Annotated in this window: 23 protein-coding genes and 1 tRNA gene; 18 read left to right on the top strand and 6 right to left on the bottom strand. The window is 73.3% G+C overall.

What is annotated here, in order from left to right:
- Window positions 1-397: 397 nt before the first annotated feature.
- Entirely contained in the window at window positions 398-2,074 is a 1,677-nt protein-coding gene (locus tag GA0070606_RS12390) for a dolichyl-phosphate-mannose--protein mannosyltransferase (protein WP_091098243.1), read from the bottom strand.
- Window positions 2,075-2,166: 92 nt separating this feature from the next.
- Here GA0070606_RS12390 and rsmI point away from each other — a divergent pair, with 92 nt between their 5' ends.
- Window positions 2,167-3,012, top strand: coding sequence for a 16S rRNA (cytidine(1402)-2'-O)-methyltransferase (gene rsmI / locus GA0070606_RS12385; protein ID WP_425413092.1), 846 nt, complete (start codon window positions 2,167-2,169; stop codon window positions 3,010-3,012).
- Window positions 3,013-3,103: 91 nt separating this feature from the next.
- On the opposite strand, the gene GA0070606_RS12380 is transcribed toward rsmI, so the two are convergent.
- The gene (locus tag GA0070606_RS12380; protein WP_245724659.1) at window positions 3,104-4,024 is read right to left on the bottom strand and encodes a hypothetical protein; all 921 of its coding nucleotides are present in this window, start codon (window positions 4,022-4,024) and stop codon (window positions 3,104-3,106) included.
- Window positions 4,025-4,173: 149 nt separating this feature from the next.
- Here GA0070606_RS12380 and metG point away from each other — a divergent pair, with 149 nt between their 5' ends.
- Window positions 4,174-5,976, top strand: coding sequence for a methionine--tRNA ligase (metG, locus tag GA0070606_RS12375; RefSeq protein ID WP_091098238.1), 1,803 nt, complete (start codon window positions 4,174-4,176; stop codon window positions 5,974-5,976).
- 99 nt (window positions 5,977-6,075) lie between these two features.
- Here metG and GA0070606_RS12370 read toward each other — a convergent pair whose 3' ends face one another.
- Window positions 6,076-6,927, bottom strand: a complete 852-nt coding sequence (locus GA0070606_RS12370; protein ID WP_091098231.1) for an alpha/beta fold hydrolase — start codon at window positions 6,925-6,927, stop codon at window positions 6,076-6,078.
- A gap of 83 nt (window positions 6,928-7,010) precedes the next feature.
- Window positions 7,011-8,243, bottom strand: a complete 1,233-nt coding sequence (locus GA0070606_RS12365; protein ID WP_091098227.1) for a hypothetical protein — start codon at window positions 8,241-8,243, stop codon at window positions 7,011-7,013.
- A 95-nt stretch (window positions 8,244-8,338) separates the two neighbouring features.
- Between GA0070606_RS12365 and GA0070606_RS12360 the strand changes: the two genes are divergently transcribed.
- The 6 genes from GA0070606_RS12360 (at window position 8,339) to GA0070606_RS12335 (ending at window position 14,511) form a co-directional block, all read left to right on the top strand.
- The gene (locus GA0070606_RS12360; RefSeq protein ID WP_091098222.1) at window positions 8,339-9,226 is read left to right on the top strand and encodes a TatD family hydrolase; all 888 of its coding nucleotides are present in this window, start codon (window positions 8,339-8,341) and stop codon (window positions 9,224-9,226) included.
- Between the two features lie 55 nt (window positions 9,227-9,281).
- Window positions 9,282-10,151: a 16S rRNA (adenine(1518)-N(6)/adenine(1519)-N(6))-dimethyltransferase RsmA gene (gene rsmA / locus GA0070606_RS12355; RefSeq protein WP_091098219.1), complete on the top strand. Its 870-nt coding sequence runs from the start codon at window positions 9,282-9,284 to the stop codon at window positions 10,149-10,151.
- Window positions 10,152-10,296: 145 nt separating this feature from the next.
- Complete coding sequence (locus GA0070606_RS12350) at window positions 10,297-11,253, top strand: 4-(cytidine 5'-diphospho)-2-C-methyl-D-erythritol kinase (protein WP_091098216.1); 957 nt, start codon at window positions 10,297-10,299, stop codon at window positions 11,251-11,253.
- A gap of 172 nt (window positions 11,254-11,425) precedes the next feature.
- Window positions 11,426-13,228 carry an ABC-F family ATP-binding cassette domain-containing protein gene (locus GA0070606_RS12345; protein ID WP_091107643.1) on the top strand — a complete coding sequence of 601 codons (1,803 nt, stop codon included), beginning with the start codon at window positions 11,426-11,428 and terminating at the stop codon, window positions 13,226-13,228.
- A gap of 114 nt (window positions 13,229-13,342) precedes the next feature.
- Window positions 13,343-13,798, top strand: a complete 456-nt coding sequence (locus GA0070606_RS12340) for a DUF4383 domain-containing protein (RefSeq protein WP_091098214.1) — start codon at window positions 13,343-13,345, stop codon at window positions 13,796-13,798.
- A gap of 239 nt (window positions 13,799-14,037) precedes the next feature.
- Window positions 14,038-14,511: a DUF4383 domain-containing protein gene (locus tag GA0070606_RS12335; RefSeq protein ID WP_091098210.1), complete on the top strand. Its 474-nt coding sequence runs from the start codon at window positions 14,038-14,040 to the stop codon at window positions 14,509-14,511.
- Window positions 14,512-14,683: 172 nt separating this feature from the next.
- Here GA0070606_RS12335 and GA0070606_RS12330 read toward each other — a convergent pair whose 3' ends face one another.
- Window positions 14,684-15,367: a TetR/AcrR family transcriptional regulator gene (locus GA0070606_RS12330; RefSeq protein WP_091107641.1), complete on the bottom strand. Its 684-nt coding sequence runs from the start codon at window positions 15,365-15,367 to the stop codon at window positions 14,684-14,686.
- A 220-nt stretch (window positions 15,368-15,587) separates the two neighbouring features.
- Window positions 15,588-16,544 (bottom strand): acyl-CoA desaturase, encoded by a 957-nt coding sequence (locus GA0070606_RS12325; protein ID WP_091098206.1) that lies wholly within the window; start codon window positions 16,542-16,544, stop codon window positions 15,588-15,590.
- Between the two features lie 132 nt (window positions 16,545-16,676).
- Between GA0070606_RS12325 and GA0070606_RS12320 the strand changes: the two genes are divergently transcribed.
- The 10 genes from GA0070606_RS12320 to cysN all read left to right on the top strand — a co-directional run bounded on the left by GA0070606_RS12320 (window position 16,677) and on the right by cysN (window position 25,369).
- Window positions 16,677-16,928 (top strand): helix-turn-helix domain-containing protein, encoded by a 252-nt coding sequence (locus GA0070606_RS12320; protein WP_176737305.1) that lies wholly within the window; start codon window positions 16,677-16,679, stop codon window positions 16,926-16,928.
- Window positions 16,929-16,973: 45 nt separating this feature from the next.
- Entirely contained in the window at window positions 16,974-17,435 is a 462-nt protein-coding gene (locus GA0070606_RS12315; protein ID WP_091098197.1) for a hypothetical protein, read from the top strand.
- Between the two features lie 43 nt (window positions 17,436-17,478).
- Window positions 17,479-17,549, top strand: a tRNA-Gln gene (locus tag GA0070606_RS12310).
- 75 nt (window positions 17,550-17,624) lie between these two features.
- The gene (gene glmU, locus GA0070606_RS12305) at window positions 17,625-19,160 is read left to right on the top strand and encodes a bifunctional UDP-N-acetylglucosamine diphosphorylase/glucosamine-1-phosphate N-acetyltransferase GlmU (RefSeq protein WP_425413041.1); all 1,536 of its coding nucleotides are present in this window, start codon (window positions 17,625-17,627) and stop codon (window positions 19,158-19,160) included.
- A gap of 55 nt (window positions 19,161-19,215) precedes the next feature.
- On the top strand, window positions 19,216-20,196 hold the full coding sequence (locus GA0070606_RS12300) for a ribose-phosphate diphosphokinase (RefSeq protein WP_091098190.1): 981 nt from the start codon (window positions 19,216-19,218) through the stop codon (window positions 20,194-20,196).
- A gap of 523 nt (window positions 20,197-20,719) precedes the next feature.
- Window positions 20,720-21,409, top strand: a complete 690-nt coding sequence (locus GA0070606_RS12295; protein WP_091098186.1) for a 50S ribosomal protein L25/general stress protein Ctc — start codon at window positions 20,720-20,722, stop codon at window positions 21,407-21,409.
- Window positions 21,410-21,515: 106 nt separating this feature from the next.
- On the top strand, window positions 21,516-22,106 hold the full coding sequence (pth, locus tag GA0070606_RS12290) for an aminoacyl-tRNA hydrolase (RefSeq protein WP_091107639.1): 591 nt from the start codon (window positions 21,516-21,518) through the stop codon (window positions 22,104-22,106).
- Between the two features lie 112 nt (window positions 22,107-22,218).
- Complete coding sequence (locus GA0070606_RS12285) at window positions 22,219-23,052, top strand: inositol monophosphatase family protein (protein ID WP_091098182.1); 834 nt, start codon at window positions 22,219-22,221, stop codon at window positions 23,050-23,052.
- A gap of 80 nt (window positions 23,053-23,132) precedes the next feature.
- Window positions 23,133-24,044, top strand: coding sequence for a sulfate adenylyltransferase subunit CysD (cysD, locus tag GA0070606_RS12280; RefSeq protein WP_091098179.1), 912 nt, complete (start codon window positions 23,133-23,135; stop codon window positions 24,042-24,044).
- Complete coding sequence (cysN, locus tag GA0070606_RS12275) at window positions 24,044-25,369, top strand: sulfate adenylyltransferase subunit CysN (RefSeq protein ID WP_091098175.1); 1,326 nt, start codon at window positions 24,044-24,046, stop codon at window positions 25,367-25,369. Before cysD ends, cysN begins: the two co-directional genes overlap by 1 nt.
- Window positions 25,370-25,390 lie beyond the last annotated feature (21 nt).

The raw sequence follows: 25,390 nt of genomic DNA, 5'->3' as shown, positions 1-25,390 counted from the left end.
CCGGGCCCGGACCCGGAAAGCGGGAATCGAGGGCCTTTCACCGTTTCGTACGGTTCGCGCGAGATGACGGAACGTCAACGACCGAAGGTGATCTGGGTGTACGGGCAGCCACCGGTCGGAAATCTGACCGAAGTCGCCCCGTTGTGCCGGTGGTACGGGGTGGTTAAGCTTCGTGTGCGCGCCCCAATCGCCCGCTTCCCCCGTGGCAGGCGATCGGGGCGCGCTTCTCTGTCGACGGGCCCGCACGCCACCGCGTGCGGGCCCGTCTTCGCTGGCATGTGGACCCGTTTCCGCTGGTCCGTCGCCGGCTGCCCGTGCCGAGGAGGGCTGGCCGCCGCCCGGCCGCAGCGCGTTCCGCGCGGGCCGCCGCCCCTGCAAGCGGAGGGCGTCGGGTCGGTCAGATCCAGCGACCGTCCAGCCACATCCGCGCCGACCACTCCGCGTACGGCAGCAGCTTGCCGACGAAGATCGGATAGAAGTACGCGAAGCAGAGCGCGACCAGCAGCACGTACGCGCCGGCGACCACCCCGCCCACGAGCCGGCGGTCCTGACCGGCGTCGACCGCGCCGCCCCCGGCCGGTCCCGCCGGCGTGACGATCGCGCCGAGCACGTAGACCACCGCCAGCACCAGGAACGGCAGCGCCGGCGCGGTGTAGAACGAGAACATCGTCCGGCCGTCGAGCGCGAACCAGAACCAGGGCAGCAGGCCGCCCGCCACGACGAACAGGATCGTGCCCGCCCGCCAGTCCCGCCGGGCCACGCCCAGCCAGGCCAGCGCCACCAGGGCCGGCAGGAACGACCACCAGAGCAGGGGAGTGCCGAGCAGCAGCACCTCGGAGGCGCAGCTCGCCGCCCCGCAGGCGCCGTCGCCGGACCAGTAGAAGGCGACCGGCCGGCCCAGCAGCAGCCACTGCCACGGCCACGACTGGTATTTGTGCGGGTCGTCCAGGCCGGTGTGGAAGCCGTACGCCGCCTTGTGGTACTCGATCAGGTTGTTCAGCGCCCCGACGACGGGGGTGTCGCTGAGCGGGGCGTTCGGGTACCGCTCCGCCAGGCGGTAGTAGCCGTCGTCGCCGAGCAGCCAGCCGGACCAGGTGGCGACGTAGGTGACCACCATCAGCACCCCGGCCAGCACCAGCCACGGCAGCTCGTCGAGGGCGGTGTCCCGCCACGGCCGCCGCGCGCCGGCGGAGCGGCGGACCCCGACCTCCCAGAAGATCACCAGCAGCGCGAAGACGGGCAGGAAGTAGAGCGCGCTCCACTTCACCGCGCACGCGCAGCCGAACAGCACCCCGGCGGCCAGCCGCCACCACGGCCAGTCCCGCCAGCCGCCGGCGGGCCGCCCGGCCCGGCCCGGCCGGCCCGGGTCGAGGCCCGCCTCCAGCGCCCGGGCCCACCTGCGCCGACGGGCGTCCCGGTCGAGCACCAGGGCGCCGAACGTGGCCAGCACGAAGAACAGCAGGAAGATGTCGAGCAGCGCCGTCCGGGACAGCACCAGGTGGAAACCGTCCAGCGCGAGCAGCAGGCCGGCGGCGCAGCCGAGCGCGGTGGAGCGGAACAGCCGCCGGCCGACGCGGACCAGCAGCAGCACCGACAGGGTGCCGACGACCGCCGCCGAGAACCGCCAGGCGAACTCGGGGGAGGTGGTCACCAGGTGACCGGGCACCGAGATGTTGTGCTCGGCGTCGGAGTAGCCGAAGGCCCACTCGCCGAGCCCGATGAGCCACTTGCCCAGCGGCGGGTGGACCACGTAGGAGGCGGCGCCGTCCTTGTAGTTCCACTCGACGCCCTTGTCGACCAGGGCCCAGCCCTCGCGGGCGTAGTAGATCTCGTCGAAGATCTTGCCGGGCGGGTGGCTCAGGCCGACGAACCGCAGGATGGCCGCGATCGCGACGACCACACCGGTCGCCAGCCAGGAGCGGCCGTCCAGCCGGGCCTCCACGGTCGCCAGCCGGCGCCGGACGATGCCGGGAACGTCGCCGCCGGAGGTCGGGGAGGACCCGTCGGGCGGGCCACCCGCCGTGGCATCCGGTCCCGACCGGTCCGCGCTCTGTGCTGTCGACGCGCTCGTCACCCGGCGATCGTAGGCTGCGGAGGTGCCCGGTGGCGCCCGTCGCCTCGGAAACCCGCACCGCCGTCGATGAAGGAGCTGCTGTCGTGGGTGAAATGTCCGACACGGGGCGGCTGATCCTCCTCGGCGCGCCGCTCGGCAACCCGGCCGACGCCTCAGCCCGTTTCCGCGAGGTGCTCGCCACCGCCGACGTGGTCGCCGCCGAGGACACCCGCCGGCTCACCCGCCTGGCCCGCGACCTGGACGTCACGGTGGCGGGGCGGATCGTCTCCTACTTCGAGGGCAACGAGGAGCGGCGCACCCCCGAGCTGGCCGACGTGCTGACCGCCGGGTACGTGGTCGCCCTGGTCACCGACGGCGGCATGCCGAGCGTCTCCGACCCGGGCTACCGGCTGGTCCGCGCCGCCCTGGACGCCGGCGTGCCGGTCACCGCCGCGCCCGGCCCCAGCGCGGTCACCACCGCCCTGGCCCTGTCCGGGCTGCCCTGCGACCGGTTCTGCTTCGAGGGGTTCCTGCCCCGCACCCCCGGCGCCCGTCGCTCCCGGCTGCGCGCCCTCGCCGCAGAGGAGCGGACGCTCGTCCTCTTCGAGGCGCCGCACCGCGTGGCCGGCGCGCTCGCCGACCTGGCCGCCGCGTTCGGCGCCGACCGGCCGGCGGCGCTGTGCCGCGAGCTGACCAAGACGTACGAGGAGATCGTCCGCCGCCCCCTCGGCGAGCTGGCCGAATGGGCCGCCGAGGGCGAGCCGCGCGGCGAGATCACGCTGGTGGTGGCGGGCGCGCCGGAGTCGGCCCGGGAACGGCCCGACGACGACACGCTGCGGGCCGCCGTCGCCGCCCGGGAGGCCGCCGGCCTGTCCCGGCGCGACGCGATCACCGAGGTCGCCACGGAGCACGGCCTGCGCCGCCGCGAGGTCTACGGAGTCGTGCACGCCCCGGCGTAGCGACCGACGGGCGTCCACGGCGTCGGATCCGGCCGGCGGGGAGTCCACGGCGTCGGATGCGGCCGACCGGCCGTCGAGGGGTCGGGTCGGCTCACCAGGCGGCGACGAGGAAGCCCAGGGTGATCGCCAGCGGACCGGCGACCGCCCCCGCCACCGCCCAGCGTCGCAGCCGAGGGTCGGCGAGCCGGGTGGACCCGGTCCACCGGGCGATCCCGGCGCAGCAGCCCAGCACCACCAGCAGGCCGAGCAGCCAGCGCAGGTGCCCGACCGCGCCGGTGTCCGCGTACGCGGTGCCGCCGTCCGGGCCGGTCATCCGGGCCGGCAACGACGCGCCGGTCGCGGTCCGTTCCGCGGCCACCCCGCTCACGCGTACGCCGTGCGCGATCCACGATCCCTCGGCGGCGAAGAAGTTGCCCCGGCAGCGCTGGGTGAGCCCGCCCCCGTCGCAGTCGACGATCACCACCGTGCCCCGCGTGGCGTGCCCCACCGCCAGCCAGAACGGCCCCGCGCTCACCCACGAGAAGAAGGCCGCGACCAGGCTCAACGCCAGCAGCACGGCCAGCCCCGGCAGCGGGTCGGGCGGGTGCGGGGCGCGCCGGGGGCGCCGGACGCCGTCCCGGGAGGGCCGTTGCCGCTCGTGCGGCGGCTCCTCCCTGATCGGCGTGCCGTCCCAGTGCACCTGCTCGATCGGCGGCCAGTAGGCCCCGTCGCCGTCGCCGTCCGGACCGCCCGTGGCGTCGTCGCCGCCCCGCGTACCCCCGGGCGGGGACGGCCCCCGACGGGGCCGGTGCTGGGGCTGGCGGACCGGGACCCGGCGCGGCACCGCGTCGACCGGCGCCCCGGTCGTGGGCTCGACCTCGACGGCGGCCCCGGCGTGCTCGGCGGGCGCCTCCGGCGCGGCGGCCGGGACCACCCGGGGCTGCGGCGCGACGGCGCCGCGCGCAGCCCCGGCCGCGCCGCCGCCGCGGTCGTCCTGGTCGCGGGCCGCTCGTCTGCCAGTCACGACGACCATTGCACCCCGCCACCGGTACGCAGGCGGGCAGCTCACGCCGCGTGTCGGCGACAAATAGGACCAATGGTCGACCCGATCCGCCCGGACCGCCGACCCGCGGGCCCTATTGGTTCGCGGTCACCCGGGACGGGTCACTAGGCTTGCTGGTCATGAGTCACGTTCTCGCGGCGGTTGCCTGGCCGTACGCCAACGGCCCGCGCCACATCGGCCACGTCTCCGGTTTCGGCGTTCCCTCCGACGTCTTCAGCCGGTACATGCGGATGGCCGGCCACGACGTGCTCATGGTGTCGGGCACCGACGAGCACGGCACCCCGATCCAGGTGCAGGCCGACGCCGAGGGGGTCACCCCGCGCGAGCTGGCCGACCGGTACAACCGGGTGATCGCCGAGGACCTGCGGGCGCTCGGGCTCTCCTACGACCTGTTCACCCGCACCACCACCCGCAACCACTACGCGGTGGTGCAGGAGCTGTTCCAGGGGCTGCACCGAAACGGCTACATCGTCCCGAGGACCACCACCGGCGCGATCTCCCCGTCCACCGGCCGGACCCTGCCGGACCGCTACATCGAGGGCACCTGCCCCATCTGCGGCTACGACAGCGCCCGCGGCGACCAGTGCGACAACTGCGGCAACCAGCTCGACCCGGTCGACCTGATCGACCCCAAGTCGAAGATCAACGGCGAGACGCCGAAGTTCGTCGAGACCGAGCACTTCTTCCTGGACCTGCCCGCCCTGGCCGACGTGCTGCGGCAGTGGCTGGACACCCGGGAGGGCTGGCGCCCCAACGTGCTGCGCTTCTCCCGGAACCTGCTCGACGACCTTCAGCCCCGGGCCATCACCCGTGACCTGGAGTGGGGGGTGCCGATCCCGCTCGACGGCTGGCGCGACCGCGGCGACAAGCGGATCTACGTCTGGTTCGACGCGGTCATCGGCTACCTGTCGGCCTCCATCGAGTGGGCCCGCCGCTCCGGCGACCCCGAGGCGTGGCGAAAGTGGTGGTCCGCCGACGCGGAGGGCAAGGACGCCCGCGGCTACTACTTCATGGGCAAGGACAACATCGTCTTCCACTCGGTGATCTGGCCGGCGCTGCTCTCCGGCTACTCCGGTGCCGGCGGGCACGACGGCGAGCCGGGCGAACTGGGCGCGCTCAACCTTCCCACCGAGGTCGTCTCCAGCGAATACCTCACCATCGAGGGCCGCAAGTTCTCCTCCTCCCGCAAGGTCGTCATCTACGTCCGGGACTTCCTGGAGCGCTACGACGCCGACGCGCTGCGCTACTTCATCGCCGCCGCCGGCCCGGAGAGCAACGACACCGACTTCACCTGGGCGGAGTTCCTCCGCCGCAACAACGACGAACTGGTCGCCGGCTGGGGCAACCTGGTCAACCGGTCCGTCTCCATGGCGGCGAAGAACTTCGGCGCGATCCCGCCGGTCGACCCGGCCGGGCTCACCGAGGCCGACGAGGCGCTGCTCGCCACCGCCCGGGCCGGCTTCGCCACCGTCGGCGACCTGATCGCCCGGCACCGGCAGAAGCAGGCCATCGGCGAGGCGATGAGGGTGGTCGCCGAGGCCAACAAGTACCTCTCCGAGCAGGCCCCGTGGAAGCTAAAGGCCGAGGCGGACAAGCCCCGGATGGGCACCATCCTGCACGTCGCACTCCAGGTGGTCAGCGACGCCAACACGCTGCTCACCCCGTTCCTGCCGCACTCCGCGCAGAAGGTGCACGAGCTGCTCGGCGGCACCGGGGTGCACGCGCCGATGCCGGTCGTCGAGGAGGTCGAGGACCTCGACGGCGGGCCCGCGTACCCGGTGCTGACCGGCGACTACACGGTCGGCGCGCGCTGGGAGTCCGTGCCGCTGGAGGTGGGCCGCGCGCTGGCCGCGCCGAAGCCGGTCTTCCGCAAGCTCGACCCGTCGATCGTCGACGAGGAGCTGGCCCGCCTGGCCGGCTGAGGTCGGCGGTGCCGACGGGCGCGACCCCGCCGGGGTCGCGCCCGTCGTCGTACGGGCCCGGGCGGCGACGACCGCAGCCCGGGTCGGCCGAACCGGCGGTCAGGCCCGGGCCATCGCCGGGGCCCCGATGAAGTCCAGGATGCCGCGGTTCACCTCGGCCGCGTTCGTCCACGGGATGCCGTGCGGCGCACCCCTGAGGGTGACCAGCTGGCTGCCGGGCAGCATCGGTTGCAGCCGTTGCCCGGTCTTCGCGTACGGCAGCACCGCGTCGGCGTCGCCCTGCATGATCAGCACCGGCACGTCGATCCGCGACACGTCGCCTCGAAAGTCGGTCTGCCAGGCGTCCACGCAGTCGTGCGTGCCCTTCGCCGACGCCCGCGCGCCGATCTCCCAGTGCGCCCGGAACGCCTCCTCGCTGACCAGCCTGCCCCGGTTCTCCTGGTAGTTGAAGAACGCCTCGCAGAAGGTGGTGAGATAGGCGAAGCGGTCGTCGAGGATGGCCTGCTGGAAGCCCTGGAAGAGGCTCTTCTCGACCCCCTCCGGGTTGTCCGACGTCTTCAGCAGGAACGGCGCGAGCGGGGCCAGCAGCACCGCCCGTTCCACCCGCTGCGAGCCGTACACGCCCAGGTAGCGGGTCACCTCGCCGGTGCCCATCGAGTGGCCGACCAGGATCGCGTCGCGCAGGCCCAGCTCGCTCATCAGCACGTCCAGGTCGGCGGCGAACGTGTCGTAGTCGTACCCGAACGCCGGCTGGGCCGAGTTGCCGAAACCCCGCCGGTCGTACGTGATCGTGCGGTAGCCGGCCGCCAGCAGCGGACCGACCTGCTTCTCCCACGTCGCCCCGTTGAACGGGAAACCGTGGATCAGCACGATCGGCTGACCGGAGCCGTGATCCTCGTAGTACAGGTCGACGGGGGCGGAGTTCTCCGTCCCCACGGTGATGAAGGGCATGCGCGTCTCCTGGTCACGTGACGGTCGGACGAGTGCGCGTTCCCGCCCCGCCCCCGGTTATGCCGACGGGACCGCCGCAGAGGTCAGAGCGCGTACGGCAGGTCGACGATCCGGTCGTCGGTGACCTCGGCGGCCGGCGCCCACGCCTCGTAGACGCCCCGCTCCTGGCACTGCGCCCCGGTCTCCGCCACCGCGTCCGGATCGGGCCGGCGCAGGCGCAGGCGCAGCCAACCGGTCTCCTCCCGCAGCGCCAGGCAGGGCACGCCCCGCCAGTCGGCCAGCCGCAGCCGACGGGCCGCCCACTCCACCGGATACCGGGCGGCGCGGGTCATCGCCAGCACCCGGAACCCGCCGGGCAGGTCGGCCACCGCCTCGTACTCGCCGCCGGCGTGACCGCCGACCAGCCGGGTCGAGCGGGGCGCCTCGCCGGTCGGCACGTACTCCTGGTCGGGGGAGAGCCCCGGCACCGCCGCCAGCAGGTGCCGCCACTGCGGGCCGACCATCCGCAGCCAGCCGCGCTGCTCGGCCTGGTAGCTGTAGAGCACCACCTCCACGCCGTCGGCGGGATAGGCGAGCAGGGTGGCGTTCGCCGGCATCGGCAGGTCGGCGAAGTCCCGGGTGACGAACTCCGGGACGAGTTGGGCGCTGCTGGGCACGAACCCGGTGCCGAGCACCGGCGCGCCCAACCGGTCCCGGGGCGCCAGCGCCGTCAACCCCCGGTGCGCGTTCCCGACCGGCAGGTCGTAGTCGCCCGGGTCGGCGGCCCGCCAGCGCAGCGCGTACGTCACGTCCGCGCCCTCCCGGCCGCCGTCCGTGCCGTCGGTGCGCAGCACCGTCGTCGCCGCCGGCGTACGCAGGTGCGCCACGTCGTGCTCGCGGAAGCAGAAGCCGTGCGGCAGCCAACCCCGCACGTGGCCAGCGAGCTGCCGGGCGGAGAGCACCTTCACCATCCGGGTGCCCCGCCGGATCACCGCCGAGGCCCGCACCGCCGCCAGCGTCGGGTCGTCGGCCGCCGCCGGCTGCTGGCTGAGCTGCTGCACGTACGCCCAGCCCCGCTCCCGGTGCAGCGGGGCCAGCAGCGGCGCCTCCTGCTCCTCGGTCGGCTCCGCCACCGGACGGACGTCGGTGACCTCGGTGGCGTGCACGAACCGGCGCCACGGCCGGGCGGTGCCGGGCCGGGTCCACTCGAAGCCGGGCGTCCCGGTCGCGCTGGACAACTCGTACGCCGCGCCCCGCGCGATCTCCTCCGCCGGGTACACGGCGCCCCCGTACGTCACGTGCGGACCGTGTCCGCTGGTCTGAGGGGTGACGGTCACCCCGGGGACGCTAGGCGCGACATGTGCCACCCCGGTGAACAGCCGGTGGCGTCCCCGCGACGGCGGGCGGCGGCGGTGTGTGATGCTGGCCAGCGATGAGCGAGCCCACCGAAACCCGCAAGCAGCGCGCCGCCCGCCGGGCCGGCGAGTTCCCGCCCGCGCCCGAGCCGCTGCCCCGCCCCGTGCTGGACAGCCACACCCACCTCGACATCACCGTCAGCGAGGCCGGCGTGCCCGGCGGCGGCCCCGCCGAGGACCCGGTCGCCGCGGCCGTCGCCGTCGCCGCCTCCGTGGGCGTCGACCGGCTGGTGCAGGTCGGCGTGGACGTGGCGTCGTCCCGGTGGGGCGCGGACGTCGCCGACACCCACCCGGCGGTGCTGGCCACCGTGGCGCTGCACCCGAACGAGGCGCCCCGCCTGGCCGACCTCGACGAGGCGCTGCGCGAGATCGAGGCGCTCGCCGCCCGCGACCGGGTACGCGGCGTCGGCGAGACCGGCATGGACTTCTTCCGCACCGGCGAGGAGGGGCGCGCCGTCCAGGAGGAGAGCTTCCGCGCCCACGTCGCCATCGCCAAGCGGTACGGCAAGGCGCTGGTCATCCACGACCGGGACGCCCACGCCGACGTGCTGCGGATCCTCGACGACGAGGGCGCCCCCGACACCGTGGTGCTGCACTGCTTCTCCGGCGACGCCGACTTCGCCCGCGAGTGCGTCCGCCGGGGGTACCTGCTCAGCTTCGCCGGCACGGTCACCTTCGGCAGCGCCACCGCCCTGCGCGAGGCCGCCGCCGTCACCCCGATCGACCAGATCCTCGTGGAGACCGACGCGCCCTACCTCACCCCGATGCCGCACCGGGGCCGGCCCAACGCGTCGTACCTGATCCCGCTGACCGTCCGGTCCCTGGCCGCGACGACCGGCGCGGACCTGGACGAGCTGTGCGCCGCCATCTCCGCCACCGGCGACCGCGTCTTCGGCCCGTGGTGACCGGGAGGACCCCTGGCACGCGCGCCCCGGTGGCGGCCCGCATAGGCTACGGGGCGTGACCGGTCTCCTCGGCCCGGCGGAGATCCGGGAACTTGCCGCCCGGCTGGGCGTCGCCCCCACCAAGAGGCTCGGCCAGAACTTCGTGCACGACCCGAACACGGTGCGGCGCATCGTCACCGCCGCCGGGCTGACCCCCGACGACGTGGCGCTGGAGGTCGGGCCGGGCCTCGGCTCGCTCACCCTGGCCCTGCTCCCCGTCGCCGCGCACGTGCACGCCGTGGAGATCGACCCGACGCTGGCCGGCGCGCTGCCCGAGACGGCCGCCCGGCACGCCGGCCCCGACGCCGCCCGGCTCACCGTGCACCACGCCGACGCGCTGCGGGTGCGGGCCGCCGACCTGGCCGACCCCGCGCCGACCGCCCTGGTGGCGAACCTGCCCTACAACGTGGCGGTGCCGGTGGTGCTGCACCTGCTCGCCGAGCTGCCCGACCTGCGACACGGCCTGGTGATGGTGCAGAAGGAGGTCGCCGACCGGCTCGTCGCCGGTCCCGGCTCCAAGGTCTACGGCGTCCCCTCGGTCAAGCTCGCCTGGTACGCCCGCGCCCGCGCCGCCGGCAAGGTCCCGCCGAACGTGTTCTGGCCGGTGCCGAACGTCGACTCCGGACTGGTCGCCTTCGCCCGCCGCGAGCCGCCCCGCGACGACGTACCCCGGGAACGGGTCTTCGCCGTGGTGGACGCGGCGTTCGCGCAGCGCCGCAAGACCCTGCGCGCCGCGCTGGCCGGCTGGGCCGGCGGCGCGGACCGGGCAGCCGCCGCGCTCGCCGCCGCCGGCGTCGACCCCGGCGCGCGCGGCGAGTCACTCACCGTCGAGCAGTTCGCCGCCATCGCCGCGTCGGCTCCGTCCGCTCCGTCCGCGGCACAGTAGGCTGACGCCGGGCCCGCCGAGGGCCACCGCACGTGCACGCGTACGACCTGGTCGACGGCCGGCACGGGCCCGCCGCCGACGCCGCCGAGGAGCTGATCGTGACCAAGCCGTTCGACATCCGCCTCCACCCGCGGGACATCGCCCGGTGACCGAGGCCTGGGGACCGGACGACGAGGACGAGCAGCGGCGGCGCGGCGCCAGCGGGCCGGTGCGGGTCCGGGTGCCCGCCAAGATCAACCTGCATCTCGGGGTGGGCCCGCTGCGCCACGACGGCTACCACGAGCTGAACACCGTCTACCACGCCATCTCCGTCTACGACGAGCTGACCGCCCGCCGCGGCGACACGCTCACCCTCACCATGGAGGGCGAGGGCGCCGGCGAACTGGCCCTGGACGACTCCAACCTGGCCATCCGGGCGGCCCACGCCCTCGCCGGGTACGCCGGGGTGGCCCCGCACGCCCGGCTGCACCTGCGCAAGCAGATCCCGCTCGCGGGCGGGCTGGCCGGGGGCAGCGCCGACGCCGCCGCCGCCCTGGTCGCCTGCGACGCGCTCTGGGGCACCGGACTGTCCCGCGACGAGCTGGCCGGGATCGCCGCCGACCTGGGCTCCGACGTGCCGTTCCTGATCCACGGCGGCACCGCCCTCGGCACCGGCCGCGGCGAGGCGGTCAGCCCCGTGCTGGCCCGACCCACCTCCTGGCACTGGGTGGTGGCCGTCGCCGACGGCGGCCTCTCCACCCCCGCCGCCTACCGCGAGCTGGACCGGCTCCGCGACGCCGGCACCGCCGGCGAGCCGCTGGGCAGCACCGACGCGCTGCTCGCCGCGCTGCGCCAGCGGGACCCCCGGGTGCTCGCGGCGACCCTCGGCAACGACCTCCAGGACGCCGCCCTGGCCATGCGCCCGTCGCTGGCGGCGACGCTGAAGGCCGGCGAGGCGGCCGGCGCGCTCGCCGGCATCGTCTCCGGGTCGGGGCCGACCTGCGTCTTCCTCGCGACGGACGCCGCCGACGCCGAGCGGATCGCCGCCGAACTGGAGTCCGCCGGGGTGTGCCGCCAGGCGCGCACCGCCCACGGCCCGGTCGCCGGCGCCCGCATCGTCTGACCGCCGGCGCTCCGGCGACCGCCTGACCTGGAACAAGCCGGCCGCCCCGCCGGTCGACCCGCGCGGGCCCGACGCCGGCCGGGGCGGGCCCCGACGTCCGCGTACCCTGGGAGGCTCAGGCGTCCCAGGTGCCGACCGGCACGGGGACGCCTTGATCATGGGAGGTGAGGTCGTGGCCAACATCGTCAACCTGGACCGGGTGTCCAAGGGCTACGGCGCCGCCGGCGCGCTGCTCACCGACGTCTCGCTCGGCCTCGACGACGCCGACCGGATCGGCGTCGTCGGCCTCAACGGCGCCGGCAAGTCCACCCTCCTGCGGCTGCTCACCAAGCAGGAGGAACCGGACGACGGGCGGGTCACCCACCGCCGCGACCTGCGGGTCGCCTGGCTGCCGCAGAGCCTGACGCTCGCCCCCGACGCCACCGTCCGCGACGTGGTGCTCGGCACCGCCTGGCTCGGCGAGAGCATGGGCGCCGAGCACGAGTGGGCGGGCGACGCCGGCGTGCGCGCCATCCTCGACGGCCTCGGCATGCCCCACCTCGGCCTCGACCAGCCCGTCGGCCCGATGTCCGGCGGCGAGCGACGCCGGGTCGCCCTGGCGGCGCTGCTGGTCCGCGAGTCCGACCTGCTCATCCTCGACGAGCCCACCAACCACCTCGACGTCGGCGGCGTCGACTGGCTGGCGAAGCACCTCGTCGGACGCAAGGGCGCGCTCGTCGTGGTCACCCACGACCGGTGGTTCCTCGACGCCGTCTGCACCACCACCTGGGAGGTCGCCGACCAGACCGTCCGGGCGTACGAGGGCGGCTTCGCCGCGTGGACCCTCGCCCGCGCCGAGCGCGAGCGGGTCGCCGCGGCCACCGAGGCCCGCCGGCAGAACCTGCTCCGCAAGGAGATCGCCTGGCTGCGCCGCGGCCCGCCCGCCCGCACCTCCAAGCCGCGGTTCCGCATCGAGGCGGCCAACGCGCTCATCGCCGACGTCCCGCCGCCGCGCGACACCATGTCGCTGCAACGGCTCGCCACCGCCCGGCTCGGCAAGCAGGTGTACGACCTGGAGAACGTCACCCTGCACGCCGGCCCGAAGGAGATCCTGCACGACGTCACCTGGCAGGTCGGCCCCGGCGACCGGATCGCCATCCTGGGCCGCAACGGGGCCGGCAAGACCACCCTGCTGCGGATGCTCGCCGGCGTGACCCGCCCCGACGGCGGGCGCCTCGCCACCGGCTCGACCGTCCGGCCGGCCTTCCTCTCCCAGGAACTGGCCGAGCTGCCCGGCCACCTGCGCGTGCTCGAAGCGGTCGAGGAGGTCGCCCGCCGGGTGCAGCTCGGCGACCGGGAGGTCTCCGCCGCCCAGCTCGCCGAGGTCTTCGGCTTCGACGACCGGCGGCTCTGGACCCCGGTCAGCGACCTCTCCGGAGGCGAGCGCCGGCGGTTGCAGATGCTCCGGCTGCTCGCCGGCGAGCCGAACGTGCTGCTGTTCGACGAGCCCACCAACGACCTCGACACCGACACCCTCGCCGCCCTGGAGGACCTGCTCGACTCCTGGCCCGGCACCGTCGTCGTCGCCAGCCACGACCGCTACCTCATCGAGCGGGTCACCGACGTCGCGTACGGGATGTTCGGCGACGGGCGCCTCGTGCACCTGCCCGGCGGCGTCGACGAGTACCTCGCCCGCGCCGCCGGCCGGCCCGGACCGGCCCCGACCGCGGCGGCCCCGACCGCCGCCGGCACGCCCGCCCCGGCCGGCATGTCGGCCGCCGAGGCGCGGCAGGCGCGCAAGGAACTGGCCCGGCTGGAACGGCAGGTCGCCAAGCTGGAGCAGAAGGAGGCGGGCCTGCTCGACCAGCTCGCCGCGCACGCCACGGACTACGCCAAGGTCGCCGAACTCGACGCCCAGCTCAGGGAGCTGCGGGCCGAGCGGGAGCGGACCGAGGAATCGTGGCTGGCCCTGGCGGACGAGATCCCGGCGATCTGAGGCGTCCCTCGTCGTGACGCCGCCCGCGGGAGGCACCCCGTGTGCGGCGTCACACCGCGAGGTGCGGGACAATCGTCCGCGACCCCTCACCCGAACGGCGTTGGAGACACAGACATGGCCCACACCCCCGTCAACCACCCCGCGCGGCCGGTATACCGGGCGATCGGCGGGCTGACCGGTCTGTACCTGGTGGCCTTCGGCGTGCTCGGCATCATCGCGAGCGCCGGGAACGAGATCCTCGCGCAGGACGACACCAAGGTCCTCGCGCAGGGCACGAACCTCGGGTTCTCGCTGCTCAGCATCCTGCTCGGGGCCGCGGTGCTCGCCGGCACCGTGATCGGTCGCAACATCGACGTCATGATCAACCAGTGGCTGGCGTACGCCATCATGGCGATCAGCCTCGCCGGCCTCGCCTTCATCCAGACCGAGGCCAACATCTTCAACTTCAGCATCATCACCGTCATCGTGCTGATGGTGGTCGGCCTGGTGCTGCTGATGGTCGGGATGTACGGCAAGGTCGGCACGGACGAGGAGAAGGAGGCCTGGCAGAAGGCCCGGCTCGTGCTCTGAGTGGTTGTGTGGGTTTTCGCCGGAGCCCGACCCGCTCCGGGCGGTCAGGCTTGATCCCTCCGCGGGTCGGGCTCCGGCGAAAACCTGTCGTGGTCCCGCTCCAACCCGGCCCTGCGGCCCGGGGGGTGGGACCTTTGTGGTTCTGCCTTCCCCTCGGCGCTGCCTTCGGGTGTTTTGCCGGACATCGGGCTCTGCGCGGGTGACAATCGGGTGATCGTCACCAAACGGGCGGAGGGGTCATGCCGCACTTTCCCGTGAACCACCCGGCGCGGCCGATCTACCGGGTCCTCGCCGGGCTGGTCGGCCTCTACATCCTGGTCTTCGGGGTCTGGGGCGTCGCCCTGACGTGGGGCGACCCGCTCTTCGACCGCGGCGACGCCTGGGCCCTCGGGCTCCGCACCAACCTGGCCTTCTCGTTGGCCTCGGTGATCTTCGGGATCGTGCTGATCGTCGGCGCCTCACGGCGCGGCAACCTCGGCCACCACATGAACCTGACCGCCGGGGTCGTCTTCCTGGCGACCAGCATCCTCATGATGGCCGTGCTCCAGACCGAGGCCAACTTCCTCAACTTCTCGATGTCCACGGTCATCGTGTCGATGATCTTCGGGCTGCTCCTGCTCGGCACCGGCCTCTACGACAAGGTCGGCACCGACGAGCACGCCGAGGAGGAGCGGCGGCGCCGCCACCACCCGGTCTCCGAGGCGCACCGCTGACCGCCCGCGCCGCTCCGGGGTCTCGCGTCGCTCAGGGCCTCGCGTCGCTCAGGGCCTCGCGTCGCTCAGGGCCTCGCGTCGCTCAGGGCCTCGCGGCGATCAGCGGCCCCGCTTGGCTCACGGGCCTCGCGGCGATCAGCGGCCCCCGCTTGGCTCACGGGCCTCGCGGCGGTCAGCGGCCCCGCGCCGTGATCAGGCCCGGCTTGGCCTCCAGGTGCGACAGCCCGTTCCACGCCAGGTTGACCAGGTGCGCCCCGACCGTCTCCTTGCGCGGCTTGCGCACCTCCAGCCACCACCGGCCGGTCAACGCCACCATGCCCACCAGCGCCTGCGAGTAGAGCTCGGCCAGCTTCGGGTCGTAGCCCCGGCTGGAGAACTCGGCGCCCAGGATGTGCTCCACCTGGTGCGCAACGTCGTTCATGACGCTGCTGAAGTTGCCCGTCGCCGACAGCACCGGGGACTCGCGCACCAGCACCCGGAAGCCGTCGGTCTCCTCCTCGATGTAGGTCAGCAGGGCCATCGCCGCCTGCTCCAGCAGCTCACGCGGATGACCGGCGGTCAACGCCGTGGTGATCCTGTCCAGCAGGGCCCGGACCTCCCGGTCCACCACCACCGCGTAGAGCCCCTCCTTGCCGCCGAAGTGCTCGTAGACCACCGGCTTGGAGACCTTCGCGCGGGCCGCCACCTCCTCTATCGAGGTGGCGTCGAAACCGCGCTCGGCGAAGATCTGCCGGGCGATCGAGATCAGCTGCTCGCGCCGCTGGGCCGCCGACATGCGTACCCGCGAAGAGGTCTTGCCGGCGGCGACCGCCCGCCGCCGGCCGGTGCTGCCGGTGCTGCCAGGGACATCCGCCATGTCGTCACTCCGCCGGCGCTCGGTGACGCCCTGTCGTGGAATGGTGCCGTCGGTGTGCCGGCTCACGTCGTCGCCTCACCGGCGATCGGTCGGATGGCGACGAGGCGCCGCCCGACCGTCTCCTCGCCGGCTCCGGCGGCGGCGGGCCGCCCGCCGTCGCCCCCGCTCTGCTCGGTCACCCGGCCATACTGCCAGGTGCCCCCGACAGGCACCGCCCGGTTTACGTCCCCGTGGCCGGCTTGACGAGCTTCGCCGCGATGCGCTCGGGCTTGGGCCAGCGCACGTCCCAGGCCGCGCCGGCCTTCTCGAACAGCCAGATCACCCGGGCCGAGATGTCCACCTGGCCCCGCAGTACCCCGTGCCGCGCACAGGTCGGATCGGCGTGGTGCAGGTTGTGCCAGCTCTCGCCGAACGACAGGATCGCCAGCGGCCAGAAGTTCGACGCCCGGTCGCCCTGGCGCATCGCGAACGGCCGCTCGCCGTACACGTGACACACCGAGTTGATCGACCAGGTCACGTGGTGCAGCAGCGCGATGCGGACCAGCCCGCCCCAGAAGAGCGCGGTCAGCGCGCCCTGCCACGACCAGGTCAGCAGGCCGCCCATCAGCGCGGGCCCCAGCACCGAGACGGCCACCAGCAGCGGGAAGAGCCGGTCCACCCGGTTGATGTCGCGGTCGGCGAGCAGGTCCGGGGCGAACCGCTCCCGGTTGGACAGCTCCCGGCCGAAGAGCCAGCCGACGTGCGCGTGGAAGAGGCCCCTGGCCAGCCCGCGCACGCTCTCCCCGAACCGCCACGGCGAGTGCGGGTCGCCCTCCAGGTCGGAGAAGGCGTGGTGCCGCCGGTGGTCGGCCACCCACTGGATGATGTCGCCCTGCACCGCCAGCGAGCCCGAGACCGCCAGCGCCACCCGCAGCCAGCGCTTGGCCTTGAACGAGCCGTGGGTGAAGTAGCGGTGGTAGCCGACGGTGATGCCCAGCCCGGAGACGACGTACCAGAGGGCGGCGACCGCCACGTCGGTCCAGCCCAGCCAGCCGCCCCAGGCGACCGGTACGGCGGCGAGGAGGGCGAGGAAGGGAATCACCACGAACGCCCAGAGGGCGACGAGGATGCCTCGGGACTGGCTCCCCTGGGTAAGCGGCTTGGGGCCCGACGCGGGCTCGAGAAGGGTGGTGGACATGGCACCTCGCAGAGGGACGATCGATCACGAAGTTACGCCTACGTCACCGTAACTTAGCTTCGTGCTGCGCGCACGGGACAGCGTCGGGAATGAATGCTTGAACTGTCGTACGCCCGTACTAACGTGCTGGTCATGACTGATCCATCAACCACCGGTCCGCCAACGGCGCAGCCTGCCGGCGGCTACCGTGGGCCACTGCCGGAGCTGTACGAGCGGGCGCTGAGTCTGCGCCGCGACGGGTGCACCGTGCCGGAGATCGCGAGGCGGGTGGGGGTGGCCCGGTCCACCGCCTACCAGTGGGTGTGTCACCTTCCGATCGACAGCGACTCCGACGAGGCGAGGGCGCGCCGGAGGGCGCATTCCAAGGTGATGACCGACGCCTAGTGGGGTCGGCACCGCGCCGTCCGCGACGCGGCCCGGGCCGAGACGGTGGCGAAGGTCGCGGCCTGGGTCAAGCAGCTCCGCCACCGGGAACTCGTCCTGGTCGGCGCGGCGATCTACTGGTGCGAGGGCGGCAAGGCCAAGCCGTGGCGGCCCAACGACTGCCGGGTCAAGTTCATCAACAGCGACCCGGTGCTGGTGCTGTTGTTCCTCCGGTTCGTCGAGGCGCTGGGGGTTGCCCCGGCTGCGCTGCGCTTCCGGGTCAGCATCCACGAGAGTGCCGACGAGGAGGCGGCGGTGCGGTGGTGGGCGGATCTGGTCGGGGTGCCGGCGGAGAAGTTCCAGCGCTCCTCTCTGAAGCGCCACCGTCCGGAGACCAGACGACAGAACGTCGGAGGCGACTATCGGGGCTGTCTCACCGTCTACGTCCTGCGATCGAGCCGCCTCTACTGGAAGATCGAGGGGATCATGAAGGGAATGAACGATGGCGTCGCCGCCCCGGGGCGCTAAGGTGTAGGGGCCGGCGGGTTGCTTTTTTGCCCGTTTTAGACCGTCCCGGGTCGTCTAATGGCAGGACGTCAGGTTTTGGTCCTGATTGTAGGGGTTCGAGTCCTCTCCCGGGAGCTTCCGCTCGTCGCGGACTTTCGTCTGGTTAGCATGGCCGCGAGACTGTCCGCCGTCCCGACGGGAGCCCGCGTCGTGTCCCAGTCCCACCTCCGCACCGTTGTCGTGCTCGCCGCCGGTGAGGGCAAGCGGATGAAGTCGGCGCTGCCCAAGGTGCTGCACCCCCTGCTCGGCCGTACCCTCGTCGGCCACGTGCTCGCCGCCGCCGCGCCACTGGCCGCGGACCGCACGGTGGTCGTGGTCGGCCACGGCGCCGACCAGGTCCGCGCGCACCTGGCGGAGATCGCCCCCCAGGCCACGCCGGTGCTCCAGGCCGAGCAGCTCGGCACCGGGCACGCCGTCCGGATCGCGCTGGACGCCGCGTCGGACGCCACCGGCACCGTGGTCGTGATCAACGGCGACGTGCCGTTGCTGCGGCCGGAGACGGTGGCCGCGCTCGTCGAGGCGCACGAGGGCGAGAACGCGGCGGCCACGGTGCTCGCCGCCGAGGTGCCCGACCCGACCGGCCTGGGCCGGATCGTGCGGGACGCCGGCGGGCGGCTGGAGCGGATCGTCGAGGAGCGCGACGCCAGCGCGGCGCAGCGCGCGATCCGGGAGATCAACGCGGGCATCTACGCGTTCGACGTGACCCGGCTGCGCGACGCGCTCGGCAAGCTGTCGACCGACAACGACCAGGGTGAGGAATACCTGACCGACGTCTTCGGCCTGCTGGTCTCGGCCGGTGAGCCGGTGGCGGTGCACGTGGCGGCGGACCACGTGGAGACGCTGGGCTGCAACGACCGGGTCGAGCTGGCCGCGCTGCGCCGCCTGCTGCGGGACCGGGTCAACGAGGCGTGGATGCGCACCGGGGTCAGCCTCCTCGACCCGGACACCACGTGGATCGACGTGACCGTGGCCCTGGACCGGGACGCGGTCGTCGACCAGAACACCCAGCTGCGCGGCGGTACGGTGGTGGGCACCGGCGCGGTCGTCGGGCCGGACGTGACGCTGGTCGACACGGTGGTGGGCCCGGGCGCCACCGTGCTGCGCAGCCACGCCGTGGGCGCCGAGGTCGGCCCGGGCGCCACCGTGGGGCCGTACGCGTACCTGCGGCCGGACGCCCGGCTGGCGGAGAAGGCCAAGGTCGGCACGTTCGTCGAGGTGAAGAACTCCGAGGTGGGCGCGGGCGCGAAGGTGCCGCACCTGTCGTACGTGGGGGACGCGACGATCGGCGCGAAGGCCAACATCGGCGCGGCGACGATCTTCGTGAACTACGACGGCGTGAACAAGCACCGCACGACGGTCGGCGAGGCGGCCTTCATCGGCTGCGACACCAGCCTGATCGCGCCGGTCGAGGTGGGCGCGGGGGCGTACGTGGCGGCGGGCAGCGCGATCAGCCAGGACGTGCCGCCGGGCGCGCTCGGGGTCACCCGGGCGCCGCAGCGCAGCATCGACGGGTGGGTGGCCCGCAAGCGGCCCGGCACGGCCTCCGCCGAGGCCGCCGAGCGGGCGGGCAGGGCCGGTGAGGGTGTGTCGGCGCGGGCCGCCGGGGCAAGTGAAGGTGAGGCAATCCACGGGGATGCCGAGGCGGTCAGGCCGGCGTCCGGCGCGGGGGATACTGCAACCGAATAGTCCCCGGCCCACCACCACCGCCGGGTACCACCGACCAACGGGAGCAGACGGGCCCATGGGCAGCATCGTCGCCGAAAACCGCAAGAGCCTGATGCTCTTCTCCGGACGTGGCTTTCCGGAGTTGGCCAAGGAGATCGGCGAGGTGCTCGGCGTCGCGCCGACGCCGGCCGACGCGTACGAGTTCGCCAACGGCGAGATCTTCGTACGGTTCAAGGACTCGGTGCGTGGTTCGGACGCCTTCGTGGTGCAGTCCGTGACGCACGGGGTCAACACCTGGGTCATGGAGACCCTGATCATGATCGACGCGCTGAAGCGTGGCTCGGCCAAGCGGATCACCGTGGTCCTGCCGTTCTACCCGTACTCCCGGCAGGACAAGAAGCACCGCGGCCGGGAGCCGATCTCGGCGCGCCTGGTGGCGGACCTGCTGAAGACGGCCGGTGCGAACCGCATCCTCACCGTCGACCTGCACACCGCGCAGATCCAGGGCTTCTTCGACGGCCCGGTCGACCACCTCTTCGCGATGGACATCCTCGCGGAGTACGTCGAGCACAAGTACGCGGGCCGGCCGATGACGGTGGTCGCGCCGGACTCGGGTCGGGTGCGGGTGGCCGAGCGGTGGACGGACCGGCTGGGCGGCTGCCCGCTGGCGTTCATCCACAAGACCCGGGACCCGCTGAAGCCGAACCAGGTGGTGGCGAACCGGGTGGTCGGCGAGGTCGAGGGGCGGGTCTGCCTGATCGTCGACGACATGATCGACACGGGCGGCACGATCTCCAAGGCGGCGGACATCCTCCGGGAGTCCGGCGCGGCCGACGTGATCGTCGCCTCCACCCACGCGCTGCTCTCCGACCCGGCGACGGAGCGGCTGAAGAACAGCCCGATCAGCGAGGTCGTGGTGACCAACACGCTGCCGCTGCCGCCGGAGAAGCAGCTCGACAAGATCACCGTGCTGTCGATCGCGCCGCTGCTGGCGCGGGCGATCCGCGAGGTGTTCGACGACGGCTCGGTGACCACCCTCTTCGGTGGCCTGAGCTGACGACGACCGCCCGCTGACCATCCCTCTGCGGTGATGGGCGCTGACGGCCTGACGGCGCCGGGCCGGGCGGGCGACGCCCTTCCTGCCCGGTGCCGGCGCCCGGCGCGACCGTCGCCGGGCGGGGCGCTCCCGGCGGTCGCCCGCCGGGAGCGGGGCGGCCCGCCGAGAACGGGGTAGCCCGTCGGAAACGGGGCGGCCAGCCGGGGAGTTGGGGCGGCCCGCCGAGAACGGGGTAGCCCGTCGGAAGCGGGGCGGCCAGCCGGGGAGCGGCCGGCCCGGATCGGCCTGCGGGCCGGCGGGAACGGTGATAAGGGGACTGCCGGAAAGCTCGGAATCATCTCGGGTAGACTGGTGCGGTTGCCACGGCGAGGGTGCCCGGCGGGCCGCTGTCAAGCGCCGCACGGAGGCACCGTCATCGACGCGGTGCTCCGGGCAGTCGTTCTCGACGCATGAGCCCCAGCGAGCCCCTCGCCCCAGCACCGCCAGTCGACAAGCCGCCGCGCGAAGCATCAGGAGTTTCCCCGTGTCCGAGGTAAAGATCAGCGCCGAGCCCCGTACCGAGTTCGGCAAGGGTGGTGCCCGTCGTACCCGCCGGGCCGGCAAGGTGCCCGCCGTGCTGTACGGCCACGGCGAGAAGCCCAAGCACATCGCGCTGCCGTCCCGCGAGTTCGCGGCCGCGATTCGCAAGGGCGGCGCCAACCAGCTCTTCGCGATCGAGGTCAGCGACGGCACCCAGGTGCTGGCGCTGCCGAAGGCGATCCAGCGTGACCCGATCAAGGACACCTTCGAGCACGTGGACCTGCTGCTGGTCCGCCGTGGCGAGAAGGTCACCGTCGAGGTCCCGGTCCAGCTGACCGGCGAGGCCGCGAAGGACACCCTGATCGTGCACGACCACGACACCCTCTCGGTGACCGCCGACGCCACCAAGGTGCCGGATCACCTGGAGGCGTCGATCGAGGGCCTGGAGGCGGGCACCCAGGTCACCGCCGGTGACGTGGAGCTGCCGGCCGGCGTCGAGCTGGCCGCCGACCCGGAGCTGCCGGTCGCCGCGGTGACCGCCGCGCCGACCGCCGAGCAGCTCGAGGCCACCCTCCCCGAGGTCGAGGAGGCCGCCGAGGAGGCCGAGGCCGAGGTCGGCGAGGAGACCGCCGAGGGCGCCGAGGCTCCGGCCGCCGAGGGCGAGGAGAACGCCGAGGCGAAGACCGAGGCCTGATCGGTCCGCATCGTTGCGACAGGCGTCCCCGCGCGGTCGGGGGCGCCTGTCGGCGTATCGGTGTCCGGGCGGGCTGGTGCTCGGCGAGCAGCGGGAGGGGCGGGGCGTGACGGACGAGACGGGGCCGTGGCTGGTGGTCGGCCTGGGCAACCCCGGTCGGGGGTACGCCGGCAACCGGCACAACGTCGGTTTCATGGTGGCCGACCTGCTGGCGGGTCGGCTCGGCGCGAGGTTCGGCCGGCACAAGCGGGCGGTGGCGGAGGTCGCCGAGGGGCGGCTCGGGTTCGGCGGGCCGAAGCTGGTGCTGGTCAAGCCGCTGACCTACATGAACCTTTCCGGCGGGCCGGTGGCCGGCCTGGCCCAGTTCCACAAGGTGCCGCCGGGCCGGGTGATCGCGGTGCACGACGAGCTGGACATCGGCTACGGCCAGCTTCGGGTGAAGTGCGGCGGCGGCGAGGGCGGGCACAACGGCCTGCGGTCGATGTCGAAGTCGTTGGGCACGAAGGAGTACGTCCGGGTGCGGTTCGGCATCGGCCGGCCGCCGGGCCGGCAGGACCCGGCGGACTACGTGCTGTCGGATTTCGGCGCGGTCGAGCGCAAGGAGTTGGAGTTCCTGGTGGACCGCGCGGCGGACGTGGTGGAGTCCGTGGTCACCAGGGGCGTGGAGCCGACGCAGAACCTCTACCACGGGGTGTGAGCCCCCGATCGCCCGCGGTGAGCCGGTAGTCTGCGCCTTTCGGCGCGGCGCGACCGGCGGCGGGGCCCGGCGTGCCGGCGCGCAGCGCGTGCGAGGCGACGGGAGCAGGGTTATGGGCAGTCCTCCGATGATCGACGGCGCGTTCGCCCGGTGGCTGGCGGCCAGGGCCGGTCAGGCGCTGCTCGGTCTGCGGGCCGAGATGGGTTTCGCCGATGCGGGCGCGCTGAAGTCGGCCGGGGACAAGGTCTCGCACGACCTGATCCGCACCGAGTTGGCGAGGTGGCGGCCGGGTGACGCGGTGCTCTCGGAGGAGGACGAGGGCTCGCGGCTGGCGTGGGCGGCGGAGGTGAACGCCGGGGCGGTGTCGCGGCTGACCGCCGACCGGGTGTGGATCGTCGACCCGCTGGACGGCACCCGCGAGTTCGCCGAGGAGGGCCGCTCCGACTGGGCGGTGCACGTGGCGCTCTGGGCGCGTACGGCGCCGACGCCGCACGGCCTGGTCGCGGGGGCGGTGGCGTTGCCGGCGCAGCACCGGGTGCTGGGCACGGACTATCCGCCGGCGTACCCGCCGATGACGGTGGAGGCGGCGACGGCGCCAGGTGGGCGGACGATCCGCCTGGCGGCGAGCCGGAGTCGGCCGCCGGTGTTCCTGTCGGACCTGGCCGAGGACGTCGGGGCGCACCTGGTGCCGATGGGCTCGGCCGGGGCCAAGATCGCCGCGGTGGTGACCGGCGAGGTGGACGCCTACATCCACGCGGGCGGGCAGTACGAGTGGGACTCGGCGGCACCGGTGGCTGTGGCGACGGCCACCGGACTGCACGCTTCCCGGATCGACGGTTCTGCGCTGAAATACAACGAGGCGGATCCACGTCTACCGGATCTGTTGGTCTGTCGCAAGGATCTCGCCAGTCGGTTGCTTGCAGCGCTGCAGCGTCATTCCGGGTAGCCTGATCGGCACTTCTTGGCATGTCCGACCGGAAAGGTCTGGAATCAGATGAGCGGATTCGACCGAAGCGAGCCCGTGTCATGACCGCCCCCGCCGCCTACCAGGTGTCCCACCTCGACGCGCTGGAGGCCGAGAGCATCTTCGTGATGCGCGAGGTGGTCGCCGAGATGGAGCGGCCGGTGCTGCTCTTCTCGGGCGGCAAGGACTCGATCGTGATGCTCCGGCTGGCCCAGAAGGCGTTCGCCCCGGCCAACATCCCGTTCCCGGTCATGCACGTGGACACCGGCCACAACTTCCCCGAGGTGCTGGAATACCGGGACCAGCGGGTCGCCGAGCTGGGGCTGCAGCTGGTGGTGGCGAGCGTCCCGGAGGCCCTGGCCAGCGGGCTGGTGCGGGAGTCGGGCGACGGGATGCGCAACCGGATCCAGACGCCGGTGCTGCTGGACGCGGTGGAGAAGCACCGGTTCGACGCGCTGTTCGGCGGCGCCCGCCGCGACGAGGAGAAGGCCCGCGCCAAGGAGCGGGTGTTCAGCTTCCGCGACGAGTTCGGCCAGTGGGACCCGAAGAACCAGCGTCCCGAGCTGTGGTCGCTCTACAACGGCCGGCACCACCCGGGCGAGTCGATCCGGGTCTTCCCGCTGTCCAACTGGACCGAGCTGGACGTCTGGCACTACATCGCCCGCGAGCGGATCGCCCTGCCGTCGATCTACTACGCGCACGAGCGCGAGGTGGTCGAGCGCGACGGCATGCTGTACGCGGTCAACGAGTTCTTCCGGCCCCGGGCGGGCGAGGAGCGGTTCAAGGCGCGGGTGCGCTACCGCACGGTGGGTGACGCGTCCTGCACCGCGGCGGTCCGCTCCGACGCCGACACGGTGGAGAAGGTCATCGAGGAGGTGGCGGCCACCCGGATCACCGAGCGCGGCGCGACCCGCGGCGACGACCGGGTCAGCGAGGCCGCCATGGAGGACCGCAAGCGGGAGGGCTACTTCTGATGACCACCGAGACCGTCCCGCCGGCCGGCGCGAATCCGGCGGACACCCGGGCCGTGCCGGACGCCCGGCCGATGGACCTGCTGCGGTTCGCCACCGCCGGCAGCGTGGACGACGGCAAGTCGACACTGATCGGCCGGCTGCTCTACGACACGAAGTCGCTCTTCACCGACCAGCTCGCCGCCGTCGAGGCGGTCAGCGCGGCGCGGGGCGACGAGTACACGAACCTGGCGCTGCTCACCGACGGCCTGCGGGCCGAGCGGGAGCAGGGCATCACCATCGACGTGGCCTACCGTTACTTCGCCACCCCCCGGCGGAAGTTCATCATCGCGGACACGCCGGGGCACATCCAGTACACCCGGAACATGGTCACCGGGGCGTCGACGGCCGACCTGGCGCTGATCCTGGTGGACGCCCGCAAGGGGCTGGTCGAGCAGTCCCGGCGGCACGCGTTCCTCTGTTCGCTGCTGCGGGTGCCGCACCTGGTCCTCTGCGTCAACAAGATGGACCTGGTCGACTACTCGCAGGACGTCTTCGAGCGGATCGCGGACGAGTTCACCGCGTTCGCCGCGAAGCTCGACGCGCCCGACCTGACCGTGGTGCCGATCTCCGCGCTCAAGGGCGACAACATCGTCAGCCGGTCGGAGAACATGCCCTGGTACGAGGGGCCGTCGCTGCTGCACCACCTGGAGCGGGTGCACATCGCCAGCGACCGTAACCTGGTCGACGTCCGGTTCCCCGTGCAGTACGTGATCCGGCCGCAGTCCACCACCGTCACCGACTACCGCGGCTACGCCGGCCAGGTGGCCTCCGGGGTGCTCAAGCCGGGCGACGAGGTGATGGTGCTGCCGTCCGGCTTCACCAGCCGGATCTCCGCCGTGGAGACCGCCGACGGGCCGGTCGCGGAGGCGTTCCCGCCGATGTCGGTCACCGTACGCCTGGCGGACGAGATCGACATCTCCCGGGGCGACATGATCTGCCGGCCGAACAACGCCCCGGCGGTGGCGCAGGACATCGAGGCGATGGTGTGCTGGATGGACGAGACCCGCCCGCTCCAGGTCGGCGGCAGGTACGCCGTCAAGCACACCACCCGCTCGGCGCGGGCCATCGTGCGCGGCCTGCACTACCGGCTGGACATCAACTCGCTGCACCGGGACGAGTCGGCCGGCGAGCTGAGGCTCAACGAGATCGGTCGGGTGCGGCTGCGGACCACCGTGCCGTTGCTCGCGGACGAGTACCGCCGTAACCGCACCACCGGCGGATTCGTGATCATCGACGAGACCACCAACCGTACGGTCGGCGCGGGGATGATCGTCGAGGCGCAGTGAGCCGCACCGACGGGCGGGCCC

Source organism: Micromonospora citrea, from assembly GCF_900090315.1.
Lineage (GTDB): Bacteria > Actinomycetota > Actinomycetes > Mycobacteriales > Micromonosporaceae > Micromonospora > Micromonospora citrea.
This window is presented reverse-complemented; position numbering and strand designations above follow the sequence as displayed.